14 protein-coding genes are annotated in these 14250 nt (G+C 69.1%); 6 read left to right on the top strand and 8 right to left on the bottom strand.

Going from position 1 to position 14250, the window contains the following annotated elements:
• Positions 1-139 precede the first annotated feature (139 nt).
• On the bottom strand, positions 140-964 hold the full coding sequence (locus P3T37_RS19490) for a hypothetical protein (protein WP_280724994.1): 825 nt from the start codon (positions 962-964) through the stop codon (positions 140-142).
• Between the two features lie 154 nt (positions 965-1118).
• Here P3T37_RS19490 and P3T37_RS37075 point away from each other — a divergent pair, with 154 nt between their 5' ends.
• Entirely contained in the window at positions 1119-1271 is a 153-nt protein-coding gene (locus P3T37_RS37075) for a hypothetical protein (protein WP_348533257.1), read from the top strand.
• A gap of 128 nt (positions 1272-1399) precedes the next feature.
• Here P3T37_RS37075 and P3T37_RS19480 read toward each other — a convergent pair whose 3' ends face one another.
• The 5 genes from P3T37_RS19480 to P3T37_RS19460 form a co-directional block, all read right to left on the bottom strand.
• On the bottom strand, positions 1400-3220 hold the full coding sequence (locus P3T37_RS19480) for a hypothetical protein (protein ID WP_280724993.1): 1821 nt from the start codon (positions 3218-3220) through the stop codon (positions 1400-1402).
• Between the two features lie 254 nt (positions 3221-3474).
• On the bottom strand, positions 3475-3888 hold the full coding sequence (gene msrB, locus P3T37_RS19475; protein WP_280724992.1) for a peptide-methionine (R)-S-oxide reductase MsrB: 414 nt from the start codon (positions 3886-3888) through the stop codon (positions 3475-3477).
• A gap of 40 nt (positions 3889-3928) precedes the next feature.
• Positions 3929-5335: a UDP-N-acetylmuramate--L-alanine ligase gene (gene murC / locus P3T37_RS19470; protein WP_280724991.1), complete on the bottom strand. Its 1407-nt coding sequence runs from the start codon at positions 5333-5335 to the stop codon at positions 3929-3931.
• A 126-nt stretch (positions 5336-5461) separates the two neighbouring features.
• Positions 5462-5920, bottom strand: a complete 459-nt coding sequence (locus P3T37_RS19465) for an indole-3-glycerol phosphate synthase (RefSeq protein WP_280724990.1) — start codon at positions 5918-5920, stop codon at positions 5462-5464.
• Between the two features lie 152 nt (positions 5921-6072).
• The gene (locus tag P3T37_RS19460; protein WP_280724989.1) at positions 6073-6837 is read right to left on the bottom strand and encodes a pyrimidine reductase family protein; all 765 of its coding nucleotides are present in this window, start codon (positions 6835-6837) and stop codon (positions 6073-6075) included.
• 37 nt (positions 6838-6874) lie between these two features.
• On the opposite strand from P3T37_RS19460, the gene zapE reads away from it, so the two are divergent.
• The 5 genes from zapE to P3T37_RS19435 all read left to right on the top strand — a co-directional run bounded on the left by zapE (position 6875) and on the right by P3T37_RS19435 (position 12477).
• Entirely contained in the window at positions 6875-7951 is a 1077-nt protein-coding gene (zapE, locus tag P3T37_RS19455) for a cell division protein ZapE (protein WP_280724988.1), read from the top strand.
• 29 nt (positions 7952-7980) lie between these two features.
• On the top strand, positions 7981-10071 hold the full coding sequence (uvrB, locus tag P3T37_RS19450; RefSeq protein WP_280724987.1) for an excinuclease ABC subunit UvrB: 2091 nt from the start codon (positions 7981-7983) through the stop codon (positions 10069-10071).
• Positions 10072-10278: 207 nt separating this feature from the next.
• Positions 10279-10860: a TerD family protein gene (locus P3T37_RS19445; protein ID WP_280724986.1), complete on the top strand. Its 582-nt coding sequence runs from the start codon at positions 10279-10281 to the stop codon at positions 10858-10860.
• 210 nt (positions 10861-11070) lie between these two features.
• Positions 11071-12039, top strand: a complete 969-nt coding sequence (locus P3T37_RS19440) for a TerC family protein (RefSeq protein WP_280724985.1) — start codon at positions 11071-11073, stop codon at positions 12037-12039.
• 234 nt (positions 12040-12273) lie between these two features.
• Positions 12274-12477, top strand: a complete 204-nt coding sequence (locus tag P3T37_RS19435) for a cold-shock protein (RefSeq protein ID WP_035794146.1) — start codon at positions 12274-12276, stop codon at positions 12475-12477.
• Between the two features lie 89 nt (positions 12478-12566).
• Here the strand turns inward: P3T37_RS19435 and P3T37_RS19430 are convergent, their stop codons facing one another.
• A complete protein-coding gene (locus tag P3T37_RS19430; RefSeq protein WP_280724984.1) occupies positions 12567-13220 on the bottom strand; it encodes an MBL fold metallo-hydrolase in 654 nt (217 codons plus the stop codon).
• A 53-nt stretch (positions 13221-13273) separates the two neighbouring features.
• A complete protein-coding gene (locus P3T37_RS19425) occupies positions 13274-14035 on the bottom strand; it encodes a maleylpyruvate isomerase family mycothiol-dependent enzyme (RefSeq protein ID WP_280724983.1) in 762 nt (253 codons plus the stop codon).
• Between the last annotated feature and the right edge of the window lie 215 nt (positions 14036-14250).

Below are 14250 nucleotides of genomic sequence, written 5' to 3'. Positions count from 1 at the left end.
CACAGGGTTGCCCCCGCCCTGGGCCACGGGGTTCAACTCGGTTTATTGCCGCCCGGGGGTAGGCCCTTGGGGCTGGGGCGGTGGCACCACGACGGGGGGGCGCGCCCCGGGGCCCCGGGGCCCGCGACGTTCGGATCGGTCAGCCGAAAGTCGGCAGGGACGGGTACTTGGCCGCAGCGGCCGCACCCTGGGACGGCGTCATCGTGGCGGTGAGCGCCGGGTTGGTCGCGAGGGCGATGGCCTGCTGGTCGGTGAGGACCACCGTGCCGGCCGCGTTGCTCTTGCCGTCCCAGGAGAGGCAGCTGCTCGACAGCACCTGGACGACGGTGCCGTCGGGGCGGGAGACCGCCACCGAGGTGTGCTCGATGCAGTTGTCCGCCAGGTGGTCGACGAAGACCTTCTGGCCCGACGCGTCAGTGGTGCAGCTGGACTTGGGGCAGTACCCGCCCCCGGTCCCGGGCGTCGGGGTGGACTTGCCCGCGAAGACCCGGACCATCCCGGTGCCCGCCGGGGTGGTCACGTCGATCGCCACCGAGGTCATGGGGTTCTGGCCCCTGGAGTCGGTCAGCTGGGTGTTGGCGGCGAGGTGGCTGGTCGCGCCGGGCGGCAGCAGCGGCAGCACGGCGGAGAGCAGGGCCGCACCGGTGATCGGGACCTGCGGCTCGGCCGGCTGCGCCGCGGCGCTCGGCGTCCCGGTGGCACTCGCGCTCGGGGAGGCGACCGCGGAGCCCAGCGGCCCGGCCGCCGCGCTCACCGGGACCGCCGAGCCCCCGACGGTGCTCAGCGGGCCGCCGAGCAGCACGGCGACACCCGCCATCGCGACGGCCGAGCCGACCACCGCGCTGATCGCGCGAATCCGCCGCGTGCGGCGGCCACTGCTGGCCGCGGCCCCGACGATGTCGCCCAGCGGCGGCGGCGCGAGTGCGGACAGCTCATCACTCAGGTCTGAGCGGAAATCCTTCATCTCTGACTGGATCCTCTGTGTGTTGTGTGTCGCACGCCGGCCATGCGGACCCGCATGGCTGCGGCTCTGCACCCCTAGACGGGTCGGCCCCTGCATTCGGTAGCACGAGCGGCGGGATATTTTCGGTTCACACAGAGGGAACGGAGCAAAAACCATGACCGACCCGGCAGTTGACCCGCTCGGGGACGCCGTCGAGCAACTCGTCGGGTGGCTGGACGGCGCCCGCACGCTGCCTGAGCAGACCGAGAGGATCATGCGGATCATGAAGCTCTCGGAAGAGGTCGGCGAGAGCTGTGCGACGTCATGATCACTGCGGCGGTCGCACTACGGACCGTCACCCCTGACGCCCGCCAGGTCCTCGCCGAACGGCTGGACCACGTCAGCGCCCGATCACTGGCAACCGGCGGTCAGACCACGTGATCGTTGGCGTAGCCCTCATGCGACAACTGTCCAATGGCCTGGGCTGCCTTCGTACTGCCATGCCTGAGCCGGTGCGCCGTTGTTTCTCGCAAGCATGCCCAGTTGGTCATCATGAGCATCCATGTACAGCAGGAGAACTTTGGTATTTTGTCCGGTCAGGGCGATCCAGTTCATAGGAGTGCCGGCGTACTCCCAGACTCCGTCGGCAGCGCCGTTGTTGCCTGCCTTCATGAATAGTTGGGCGTCGTCTCGGGCGACGATGCCGTCGACCGTTGTTCCCGGTCCGGTCAGGGCCACCCACTGCCCAGGCGAGAGCCCGTACTGCCACACGCGCACCGTATCGCCATCGTTCTGGGCGAGCATGTAGAGGACGTCTCCGCCGGCCGCAATGCTCACCACGTAAGTATTCGGCCCGGTGACGGACGTCCAGTCGGTGCCTGAACCATTGTATTTCCATGCCTGCCGCGGGCCGCCGACACTGTCGGCGTGCATGTAAAGACAGCCGCCTGCGGCCTCCATTCCCAGCACATCGGTGTTGGTGCCGGTGATCGCGTCCCAGCTCGTACCTGAGCCGCTGTACCTCCATACCTGCTGGGGGCCGCCGTCGTTGCCTGCCTGCATGTAGAGAGCGTCTGCAGCGACTGCTATGCGGTCCACAGATGTGTTGACTCCAGTGATCGGGTCCCAGCTGCTTCCCTGGCCTGAGTAATGCCATACCTGGCTCGGGCCACCGTCGTTGTTTGCGAGCATGAACAAACCCGCGTGCGTGGCTGCCAGGGCGGTAGCGATGGTGTTCGCTCCGGTGACGGCTGTCCAACTGCTGCCGGTCCCGCCATATCTCCTTATCTGGCCCTTCGATGTCAATTCGAAGATCGACGCGGAGTCGGGCTCGGGGACGATCGCAAATGCCTGAACCCCTGTGTCGATCGACACCTGCGTGTCCGGCGGAGTCATCGAATACAGCGTGCCCTGCTGGAGCGAGACGCAGTTTCCCATCCATGCGCTGTTGCTCCAGACCGGAGTCAGCATGCTGCGGTCCGCTGCGGCGCCCGGGATGACGAACGCCTGGTCGAGGAAGGACCAGTACGAGGTCACCTTTGGACCCGCATCCAGACGCCATGCGTAGTCCTCGGGCCCTTCCGGCTCACCGTCGGCCAGCTGTCCGCCGGAATCCGGCGCGGTTTCCGATAGGCCGCCGATTCCGGTTGAGATTCTCTCGACGAGTTCATGGCTGAATGACCAGGAGAATTGATCGACCTGGTCGGCGGAGGTCAGGGATACATCAATTCCGTTGACGGCACGTGCAGTGTACTTGTTCGGGCCGCGGTCGTTGGATCCCCCGTACGATCCACCGGCGCCGGTGCCGTTGTTGGCGTACCGGGTCACTACGTAGATCGGCGAAGTCGTTGCATCCCCTCCTGGAGATGGGGCCCACGACGCAAATTTTGATTCAGAGAGGATTCGGTCGATTTCGAACCAGACCGGATTGCCCGTCGTTTCCGTACTTCCGTCCGGGAACGTGTAGGTGTACGTCCACCCCACGGGATCAAGGGTGGTATCGACGGTGAAATCGCTGAGGACTGCCCGCCCGTCGCATCCGTACTGGGCGAGTCCAGTGAGATAGTCCGAGTTGACTAACGCCTTGGCTGCAGCAACCATCGCGTTCACCGCACTCGTCGGCTGGCCGTTCTGCTGTTGAAAATTCGGCCCGACGAATATGAGGTACACGGTTGGACTTTGCAGTGCTCCCGAATTATTGGAGATCGGCGCGGTCATGGTCGTTCCGCCGATGTCGAATACTTCCGGCCCTCGCTTGACCGGCTCGAAGAGAATCATCTGTCGAACCTCCCACTCATGCTTGAGGGGCGCGCCTGCCGCAGCCCCACAGAGCAGCCGCCAACACCAGTATGGAAGGCAGGTGAGGTTTTCTCAACGAGGATCACTCCGGGTGGCATCGATCCACGCTGACAGTCAATGCCGAGGGCCCAACCAGCATGCGCTGGTTGGGCCCTCGGCATTGAGCTGCACCTCACTCGAGGTGCGGCGTCAGGTAGGCGAACCCTTCTACTTTCGTGCGGGCGCGCTCTCGCTCAGCCGTTGTCCGCCGCCGGGCGCAGGGTCAGGGAGATGCTGTTGATGCAGTAGCGCTGGTCGGTCGGGTTGGCGTAGCCCTCGCCCTCGAAGACGTGGCCGAGGTGGCCGCCGCAGGCGGCGCAGCGGACCTCTACGCGGCGCATGCCGAGGGTGGTGTCCTCGATGTACTCCACCCGGTCCTCGGCCAGCGGGGCGTAGTAGGACGGCCAGCCGCAGTGGCTGTCGAACTTGGTCTCCGAGCTGAACAGCTCGCTCCCGCAGGCCCGGCAGCTGTAGACGCCGACCGTCTTGGTGTCGGTGTACTCGCCGACGAAGGGGGCCTCCGTGCCGGCCTGCCGGAGCACCTTGTACTCCTGCGGGCTGAGCTGGGCACGCCACTCGGCGTCGGTCTTCTCGATCTCGTAGCTCACTGCGGGCTCCCAGGCTGTCGAAACATCAGGCCTGCAAACGTCAGGCCTGCACTGCAACGCTCGACAGGTGCTTCAAGATTTCCTCGCCCAGGGCGGTGACGTCGCCGGCGCCCATGGTCAGCACCAGGTCGCCGGGCCGGGCCAGGGCGGCCAGCCGTGCGGGCGCCGCCGCGAAGTCGTGCTCGGCGGCCACGTCGGCTCCGGCCCGCTGCGCCGCGTCGATGATCAGCTCGCTGGTCACGCCGGGGATCGGGTCCTCGCGGGCGGGGTAGATGTCGAGCACCACGGAGGCGTCGGCGAGCGCCAGCGCCTGGCCCATCTCCTCGGAGAGCTGCTGGGTGCGGCTGAACAGGTGGGGCTGGAAGACCACCAGCACCCGGCTGCTCCCGGCGGCCTCCCGGATCGCCTCCAGGTCGGCGGCCATCTCGGTCGGGTGGTGCGCGTAGGAGTCGATCACCTGGACACCGGCCGCCTCGCCCTTGAGCTGGAGCCGCCGCCGCACGCCGGTGTAGCTGCCCAGCGCCTGCGCCAGCTGCTCGGCCGGCACGCCCAGCGCGACGCCGGCGGCCAGCGCCGAGACCGCGTTGTGCGCGTAGTGGCGCCCGGGCACCGAGACGGTGAACGGGAGCTCGGCGCCGTCCAGCAGGACGGTGACCTCGCTGGTCATGCCGCGCGCGGCGACGAGAAGGACGCGCACGGTGGCGTCCTCGGCGGCGCCGACGGTCACCACCCGCACGCCGTCCCGGCCGGCCACCCGGGCGGTCAGCTCGCGGGCGCCGGGGTGGTCGGCGGAGATCACCAGCGTGCCGCCGGGCTGGATCCGGCCGACGAAGGTCTCGAAGGACTCGTAGATCTCCTCCATCGACGCGTAGTTCGCGTGGTGGTCCAGCTCCACGTTGAGGATGATCGCGACCTCGGGCGCGTACTTGTGGAAGCTGCGGTCGCTTTCGTCCGCCTCCGCCACGAAGATCTCGCCGGTGCCGTGGTGGGCGTTGCTGCCCGGCGCGTCCAGGTCGCCGCCGATCGCGTACGAGGGGTCCAGGCCGAGCGTGGCCAGGCTGACCGCGAGCATGCTGGTGGTGGTGGTCTTGCCGTGCGTGCCGGCCACCGCGATCGCGCGCCGGCCGCCCATCAGCGCGGCGAGCGCGTCGGAGCGGTGCACCACGGGGATGCCGCGCAGCCGGGCGGCGGCCAGCTCGGGGTTGTCCTCGCGGATCGCGCTGGAGACGACGATGCTGCTGGCGCCGTCCGGGACGTTCTCGGCGGCGTGGCCGACCTGGACGGACGCCCCCATCGCACGCAGCGCAAGGACGGTCTCGGACTCCTTGGAGTCGCTCCCGGAGACCTTGGCGCCGCGTACCGCGAGGATCTTCGCCAGGCCGGACATGCCGGCGCCGCCGATGCCGATGAAGTGCGGGGCGTGCAGGTCGTGGGCGGCGTCGTTCAAGGGAGCTCTCCGTAAAGAAAGGGGAATCGTCCTCGCGGGCGGTGGCTGACCGGTCCGGCCGCAAGGACGATTCTGCACCACTCGGCAGGGCGGACGGTGCGTCCGCTGCCCTGGCGGCCCGACTTCTCAGGCCTCGCTGGCGAACAGCTTGAGCACCGGGACCCCGACCTTGTGGCGTGCCTGGGAGGCCCAGTCGCGGTGGAAGAACTCCTCCACGAAGTGCGGGGCGGTCAGGACCAGCACCTCGTCCGCGCCGGTCTCCTCGACCACTCTGCGAAGGGTGTCCAGCGGCTGCGACTCGACGACCTGGCCGACCGCCTCGGCGCCGCTCTCGCGCAGGTGGCGCAGGCTGTGTTCGAGCGATTCGCCGACCACGGTCGGGCCGTTGGCGTCGTCGTGCTCGTGCACCGCCTTGTCGAGGTGCCCGAGGGCCACGTCGTCCAGGGCCCGGAGCAGTTCGTCCTGCTTGCCGCGGGGTTGCATCAGCACGACGAAGGAGACCTTCTCGTCGCCGTGCAGGGTGGTGACCAGCTCCACGTCGGCCTCGGAGAGTGCCTTTTCGATCATCAGTACGGTCTTGAACACAAGAGTCCCTTCCGTGTTGCAGGCCCCCGGGGTCCGGTGTCCCCTCCCATAGTGCCCGGAGGAAGCTTTCCTCACGCGGCGCACACGGCACACGGGCCACGTGGGAGTGATCACGGGATCGGTCCGCTGACGGATCGGCGGGTCCCGGGTTCCTACTCGGGGGTACGGCAGTAGCGAGTGAAGAGGAAACCTTTCTGCTCGATCAATGAGACCAGCCGCATACGCTGCGCGTCTGCCATTTGCGCACCGTGCAGGATGCGCGGCGCGTCGCCACCGGTCAGCAGCGGCGCCAGGGACAGGCACAGCTCGTCCAGCAGGCCGTCGGCGGCCAGCTGGGCGAGCAGCCGCGGACCGCCCTCGGTGAGCTGCCGGGTCCAGCCGCGCGCCGTCAACTCGGCCAGCGCTCGCGGCAGCTCGACCGAGCCGCGGCCGGCCGTGATCACCTCGGCGTGCTCGGCGACCGCGCGGCGGGCGTCGGCGGGGGAGTCCTCGGTGGTGATCACCACGGTCCGCACCAGCGGCTCGGTGAAGAGCGGGGCGCTCAGGTCCAGCTCCAGGCTGCGGGTGACCACCGCGATCACCGGCGCGGGTCCCTGCCCGGCCGCCCGGCGGGCCGCGGCGAAGTCGGCGCGGGCGCGGGCCGGGCGGTAGCCCTCGGCCCGGACCGTCTCGGCCCCGACCAGCACCACGTCGCTCAGCGCCCGCAGCACTCCGAAGATCCGCTTGTCGGCCTCGCTGGACAGCCCCTCCGAGAGCCCGCCCAGCTTGGCCGCGCCGTCCAGCCCGGAGACCATGTTGGCGCGCAGCCACGGACTGCCGCGTTTCACCTGCTCAGGGTAGGCGTAGACCTCGGCGAGGGCCTCCAGTGAGGAGACGTCAAGGTGGTCGGGGTGTGACGGAGGGATCAGCTTGCGCATGTCTGCGAGTCTTCCACGGCGCGTAGGCTTTATTACCGTGCCCGCAGCCTCAGACACCGACGCCATAGCTCCCGCAGCGCCCTCCCGGACCGGCGCGCCGGTCGCGTTGACCGACCGCCGCCCGGTGGTACCGGCCGAGCGCCTGGTGGCCGAGATGGTCCCGCCGCCGCGCTTCGCGGGGGTGAGTTTCGGCTCGTACCTGCCGGACACCACGCAGCCGAGCCAGTACGAGGCGGTGCGGGTGCTGGAGGAGTTCGCGGCCTCGCTGAACGCCCCGGTGAGCGCCAAGCGCGGCTGGTTCCGCCGCGCCGCCGCAGCACCGGCCGGCCCGTCCGGGGTCTACCTGGACGGCGGCTACGGCGTCGGCAAGACCCACCTGCTGGCCTCGCTCTGGCACGCCGCCCCCGGGCCGAAGGCCTTCGGGACCTTCGTGGAGCTGACCAACCTGGTCGGCGCGCTCGGCTTCCAGCAGGCCGTGCAGACGCTCTCCGGGCACAGCCTGCTCTGCATCGACGAGTTCGAGCTGGACGACCCGGGCGACACCGTGCTGGTCTCCACGCTGCTCGGCCGCCTGGTGGACGCCGGGGTCAAGCTGGCCGCCACCTCCAACACCCTGCCGGAGAAGCTGGGTGAGGGCCGGTTCGCCGCCACCGACTTCCTGCGCGAGATCCAGGGCCTGTCCGCGCACTTCCGCCCGCTGCGCATCGACGGCCAGGACTACCGCCACCGCGGCCTGCCGGCCGCCCCGCCGCCGTACACCGACGAGGCCGTCCAGGCCGCCGCGGCCGCCGCCCCCGGCGCCTCCTACGACGACTTCGGCGACCTGCTGACGCACCTCTCGGCGGTGCACCCCAGCCGGTACGGCGCGCTGCTGGACGACGTCCACGCGGTCTTCCTGCGCGGCGTGCAGCCGGTCACCGACCAGTCCACCGCGCTGCGCCTGGTCGTCCTGGCGGACCGGATGTACGACCGCGAGCTGCCGATCACCGCCTCCGGCATCCCCTTCGACCAGGTCTTCTCCGAGGAGATGCTGCGCGGCGGCTACCGCAAGAAGTACCTGCGGGCGATCTCCCGGCTCGTCGCGCTGGCCCGCGACAGCGCGAAGACCGCCTGATTGTCAGTGCCGGGTCGTACGGTTGATCCGTGCGACCCATCACGAGCATTGAGCGGTCCGTGGCGCCCTTCGAGGTCGTCAGTCCCTTCCAGCCCAACGGCGACCAGCCGGCGGCCATCGCCGAGCTGGAGCGCCGGATCCGGGCGGGCGAGCAGGACGTCGTGCTGCTCGGTGCCACCGGCACCGGCAAGTCGGCGACCACCGCCTGGATGATCGAGAAGCTCCAACGGCCCACCCTGGTGATGGCGCCGAACAAGACGCTGGCCGCCCAGCTGGCCAACGAGTTCCGCGAGCTGCTCCCCAACAACGCCGTCGAGTACTTCGTCTCGTACTACGACTACTACCAGCCCGAGGCCTACGTCCCGCAGACGGACACCTACATCGAGAAGGACTCCTCGATCAACGAGGAGGTCGAGCGGCTGCGCCACTCGGCCACCAACTCGCTGCTCACCCGCCGCGACGTGATCGTGGTCGCCTCGGTCTCCTGCATCTACGGCCTCGGCACCCCGCAGGAGTACGTGGACCGGATGGTCCCGCTCAAGGTCGGCGAGGAGATCGACCGGGACGCCCTGCTGCGCCGCTTCGTCGACATCCAGTACACCCGCAACGACGTCGCCTTCACCCGCGGCACCTTCCGGGTCCGCGGCGACACCGTCGAGATCTTCCCGGTCTACGAGGAACTCGCCGTGCGGATCGAGATGTTCGGCGACGAGATCGAGGCGCTGTACACCCTGCACCCGCTCACCGGCGAGATCATCAGCCAGGACGACTCGATCTACGTCTTCCCCGCCTCGCACTACATCGCCGGCCCCGAGCGGATGGAGCGGGCGATCAACGGCATCGAGGCGGAGCTGACCGAGACGCTGGCCCGGATGGAGAAGCAGGGCAAGCTGCTGGAGGCCCAGCGGCTGCGGATGCGCACCACCTACGACATCGAGATGCTGCGCCAGATCGGCACCTGCTCCGGGGTCGAGAACTACTCGATGCACTTCGACGGCCGCGCGCCGGGCACCGCCCCCAACACGCTGATCGACTACTTCCCGGAGGACTTCCTCCTGGTGATCGACGAGTCGCACGTCACCGTCCCGCAGATCGGCGCGATGTACGAGGGCGACGCCTCGCGCAAGCGCACCCTGGTCGAGCACGGCTTCCGGCTGCCCTCGGCGATGGACAACCGCCCGCTGAAGTGGGAGGAGTTCCTGGAGCGGATCGGCCAGACCGTCTACCTCTCCGCCACCCCCGGCAAGTACGAGCTCTCCCGCGGCGACGGCGCCGTCGAGCAGATCATCCGCCCGACCGGCCTGATCGACCCCGAGGTGATCGTCAAGCCGACCGAGGGCCAGATCGACGACCTGGTGCACGAGGTCCGCACCCGGATCGAGAAGAACGAGCGGATCCTGGTCACCACCCTCACCAAGAAGATGGCCGAGGACCTGACCGACTACATGCTCGGTCTGGACATCCGGGTCCGCTACCTGCACAGCGACGTCGACACGCTGCGCCGGGTCGAGCTGCTGCGCGAGCTGCGGGCCGGCAAGTACGACGTGCTGGTCGGCATCAACCTGCTGCGCGAGGGCCTGGACCTGCCCGAGGTCTCGCTGGTGGCGATCCTGGACGCCGACAAGGAGGGCTTCCTGCGCTCGGGCACCTCGCTGATCCAGACCATCGGCCGCGCCGCCCGTAACGTCTCCGGCCAGGTCCACATGTACGCGGACCGGATCACGCCCGCGATGGAGAAGGCGATCGAGGAGACCAACCGCCGCCGGGAGGTCCAGCGGGCGTACAACACCAAGCACGGTATCGACCCGCAGCCGCTGCGCAAGAAGATCGGCGACATCCTGGACACCCTCTCCCGCGAGGAGCTGGACACCGAGGAGCTGCTCGCCACCGGCTACCGGGACGCCGGCAAGGGCCGCGCGCCGGTGCCCGCGCTGGGCGCCTCCCGCAAGCCGGCCAAGAGCCTGCCGGCCGCCGAACTCGCCGATCTCATCCAGCAGATGACGGAGCGGATGCACGCGGCCGCCACCTCGCTGCAATTCGAGGTGGCCGCCAGGTTGCGCGACGAGGTCAGTGAGTTGAAGAAGGAGCTGCGCCAGATGCGGGAGGCCGGGATCGCCTAGGCCGGCGCCCGTCCGGGCCTGTCAGCGGTCCGGCCGTCCCTGGTCCGGGCCCCTGGCAGGCCCTAGGCTTGGGGCGGGTACGAGACAGACGTCGAGTTGGACCCACACCAACAGGGGGCCTCAGCCGGGGGACGGCACCGGGGTGATCCGAATCGTGGTCGGCGCACGTTTAACAGCGGACGCCGGACGAAGAGAGAGGACAGCACCGTGTCGGTGAATCTGGCCAAGGGTCAGCAGGTCAGCCTGCGCAAGGCCTCGGGTGAATCGTTGAGCGTGGTCCGGATGGGCCTTGGCTGGCGGGCGGCCCCCAAGCGCGGGCTGTTCGGCACCCGCACCCGGCAGATCGACCTGGACGCCTCCGCGCTGCTCTACGCCGAGCGGACCCCGGCGGACGTGGTCTTCTTCCAGCAGCTGGTGAGCAAGGACGGCTCGATCCGGCACACCGGGGACAACCTGGTCGGAGGGGCCGGCGCGGGCGGCGACGACGAGTCGATCGTGGTCGACCTGACCCGGATCCCCGCGCAGATCACCCAGGTGGTCTTCACCGTCAGCTCCTACACCGGGCAGACCTTCGCCGAGGTGCGGCACGCCCACTGCCGACTGGTCGACGAGCTCACCGACCAGGAGCTGGCCCGCTACGAGCTGGACGGCGGCGGCGCGCACACCGGCCAGATCATGGCCAAGGTCTTCCGCGACGAGGCCGGCGGCTGGGGGATGCGGGCGATCGGCGCGCCGGCCACGGCTCGCACCTTCCAGGACCTGCTGCCCGCGATCGAGCCGTTCCTGTAAGGGGCAGCAGAAAGATCTCTTTACCTTCTCTTGGTGCTCCCTGGTACTCTTCTTGTGAATCGGAGGGGAGTATTCCCCTTACGGTGCTCCCGTCAGCACGGTGACCGCTCAGTCGGTCCACCCGGGTTCACCGGTCCCTGCTCAGGCAGGGGCGGAAGAGACCTCCGGCAGCCGGACGCATGTCCCGCCGACCTGCCGGAGGAGCAGCAAGTGGACGTTTCCCTGACCCTGTGGATCACCACCATCGCAGTGCTGACCGCACTCGTCACCGCCGATTTCTTCATCGGAGGACGCAAGCCGCACGAGGTTTCGCTCAAGGAGGCCGGCGCCTGGACCGTGGTCTGGGTGGTCCTGGCGCTGATCTTCGGCGGTTTCCTGTGGTGGCAGTACGGCTCGCAGCCGTCCGGTGAGTTCCTCGCCGGCTACATCACCGAGAAGTCGCTGAGCGTCGACAACCTCTTCGTCTTCATCCTGATCATGGGCAAGTTCGCCGTGCCGCGGATCTACCAGCAGCGTGTGCTGATGGTCGGTGTGATCATCGCCCTGGTACTGCGCGCGGTCTTCATCGCCGGCGGCGCCGCCCTGGTCACCACCTTCTCCTGGGTCTTCTACCTCTTCGGAGCGTTCCTGGTCTGGACCGCCTGGAAGCTCATCAAGGAGGCCGGGGCCGACCAGGAGGAGGAAGAGTTCGAGGAGAACCGCCTGCTCAGGGCCATCGAGCGGCGGGTGCCCTCGACCGACGTCTACCACGGCACCCTGCTCTTCGTCCGGGAGAACGGTCGCCGGCTGATGACGCCGATGCTGATCGTGATGCTGGCCATCGGCACCACCGACGTGCTCTTCGCGCTGGACTCGATCCCCGCGATCTTCGGCCTCACCCAGGAGCCGTACATCGTCTTCACCGCCAACGCCTTCGCCCTGATGGGGCTGCGTCAGCTGTACTTCCTGATCGGCGGACTGCTGAAGAAGCTGGTCCACCTCTCCTACGGGCTCTCGGTGATCCTCGGTTTCATCGGCGTCAAGCTGGTGCTGCACGCCCTGCACGAGAGCGGGGTGCACGTCCCGCAGATCGGCATCCCGTTCTCGCTGGGCTTCATCGTGCTGGTCCTGGCGGTCACCACGGTCACCAGCCTGGTCGCCTCGAAGAGGCATCAGCAGGCCGTCGAGGCGGCCCGGTAGGCCGATTGGCGGGCGATCCTGATGGCGCTCTGACGACCGAGGTGGGCTATTGCCTAGCCGGGGGGCCGGACAAGGAGTAGCGTAGTGATCAAGCAGTCGTGGTTCCGAAGTCTGTTCGTCCGCGGTGACATTGCCGCGGGCGTTCTTGCTGTTCAGCGCCTCTCCGGACCAGGCGATCACCTCCGGGTTTCGCACCGTGCGATACCCGAGCACTTCCCTGAGAAGGAGAAAAATATGGCTACCGGTACCGTGAAGTGGTTCAACGCCGAGAAGGGCTTCGGCTTCATCGAGCAGGACGGTGGCGGCGCTGACGTGTTCGCTCACTACTCGAACATCGCCGCGCAGGGCTTCCGCGAGCTCCTCGAGGGCCAGAAGGTCGAGTTCGACGTCACGCAGGGCCAGAAGGGCCCGCAGGCGGAGAACATCCGCGTCATCTGACCTGCTCAGGTCGGTTTGAACCCGGAATGAACAGAGCCCGGCTCCCCTTGCGGGGGCCGGGCTCTTCCGTGTTCACGGGGGTGTGCGGGCTACCAGCCGCGTTCCAGCCAGGCGCCGAGCTGGGGGCGCTCGGCGCCCAGCGTGGTGTCCTTGCCGTGGCCGGGGTAGACCCAGGACTCGTCCGGGAGCACGTCGAAGATCTTGGTGGTGACGTCCCGGTAGAGGCTCTGGAAGGCCTTCGGGTCCTTGAAGGTGTTCCCGACGCCGCCTGGGAACAGGCAGTCGCCGGTGAAGACGTGCGGGTGGCCCTCCGGGTCGTCGTAGATCAGCACGATCGCGCCCGGGGTGTGGCCCACCAGGTGGCGGACCGTCAGCTCGACCGCGCCCACCCGCAGGGTGTCGCCGTCGGAGAGCAGGAGGTCGGTGGGGACCGGGATGGCCTCGGCGTCGAAGCGTCCGGCCGCGGTCCGGGCGCCGGTGGCGGCGACCACCTCGGCCAGCGCGTCCCAGTGGTCCTGGTGGCGGTGTGTGGTGACCACCGTGGCCAGCTGGGGGCCGACCGTCTCCAGCAGGGCCGGGGCGTCGGCGGCCGCGTCGATCAGCAGCTGCTCGTCGGTGGCCCGGCAGCGCAGCAGGTAGGCGTTGTTGTCGAACGGGCCGACCGCGACCTTGGTGATGATCAGGTGCGCGAGTTCGCGGACGTCCGGCGGGCCGCCGACCCTGACCGCTCCGTGGTAGCTCAAGGGACTTGCTCCTCTGGTGTCGTACTGCCGGTCGCTCCTACCATCGTGACTCCTCACCTCATCGGGGGGAGCTTCGGCAGGGCGGTGCGCGGGTCGGTGAGCTGGACGCCGTCGCGGTGCACCTGGAGGCCGTCGCCGTCCGAGCGGCCGGAGAGCCAGGCGGTCAGCGCGCGCACCGGGCCCTCGACCACCAGCTGCGGGGCGCCCTCGCCGAGCCGGGCGCGGTCCGCGGTGTCCTCGCTGACCAGCTCCAGGGCCGGGAGCTCGGTGCGCTCGGCGAAGGCGTCGGTCAGCTTGCCGAACTCGACGACGGCGAACTCGGCGGGCCAGTGCGCCGGGGTGTAGCCGGCGTCCAGGTCGACGTGGTGGTACTCGAGCTCCTCCAGGCGCTTCCAGGGCAGCTCGGCGGCGGGGAAGAGGTAGCCGTGCCGGTGCCGCAGCTGCGCCGACCAGGCGTCCTCGGGCAGCGTGGCCGCGGCGGCGGCCAGGCGCTCGGCGGAGTCGCGCAGGTCCTCCAGCTGCTCGGCGAGCGGGCGCCCGGCGCCCGCTTCGATGCCCTCGTCGCGGGCGCTCTCGCTCGCGTACTGCGGGATGTCGCGGCCGGTGCGGGCGCTCTCCAGCAGGTTGATCAGCGAGTCCGCGTTGCGGCTGACGTGGGCCAGCACGTGGCCGCGGGACCAGCCGGGCAGCGCGCTGGGGGCCGCGACAGCGTCGGGTGAGAGTGCGGCGGCCGTGCGCAGCAGGTGGTCGGTGCTCTCGGCCACGGTCCGCAGGGTGCGGGTGGCGAAGGCCGAGTCGGCTCGCAGGTCGGTCATCTCTGGGCCTCCGGTGATGTGAGCGTTGCCTGGACGGCGCGGGCTCGTTGGACACTTGGGGTTCAGGCTCTCTGGCGAGGCTATCGCCCATCGAGGCGCTGAACAGGGCGTTTCGCGGCAGACCGGATGGGGCCGCAGAGTGGGGCTTCACTCGTTCAGGTGGTTCCGGCTGGACAAGGTCGATAATCGAACGCCTGAGCTATACGCTGGGCGTC

This window comes from Kitasatospora sp. MAA4 (assembly GCF_029893355.1).
Taxonomy (GTDB): domain Bacteria; phylum Actinomycetota; class Actinomycetes; order Streptomycetales; family Streptomycetaceae; genus Kitasatospora.
This window is presented reverse-complemented; position numbering and strand designations above follow the sequence as displayed.

Bases quoted from the DNA above. Each gene is read 5' to 3' on its own strand.
- P3T37_RS19480 (WP_280724993.1), bottom strand. From the start codon at position 3,220: ATGATTCTCTTCGAGCCGGTCAAGCGAGGGCCGGAAGTATTCGACATC.
- P3T37_RS19460 (WP_280724989.1), bottom strand. From the start codon at position 6,837: ATGCGCAAGCTGATCCCTCCGTCACACCCCGACCACCTTGACGTCTCC.
- P3T37_RS19425 (WP_280724983.1), bottom strand. From the start codon at position 14,035: ATGACCGACCTGCGAGCCGACTCGGCCTTCGCCACCCGCACCCTGCGG.
- P3T37_RS37075 (WP_348533257.1), top strand. From the start codon at position 1,119: ATGACCGACCCGGCAGTTGACCCGCTCGGGGACGCCGTCGAGCAACTC.
- P3T37_RS19490 (WP_280724994.1), bottom strand. From the start codon at position 964: ATGAAGGATTTCCGCTCAGACCTGAGTGATGAGCTGTCCGCACTCGCG.
- P3T37_RS19435 (WP_035794146.1), top strand. From the start codon at position 12,274: ATGGCTACCGGTACCGTGAAGTGGTTCAACGCCGAGAAGGGCTTCGGC.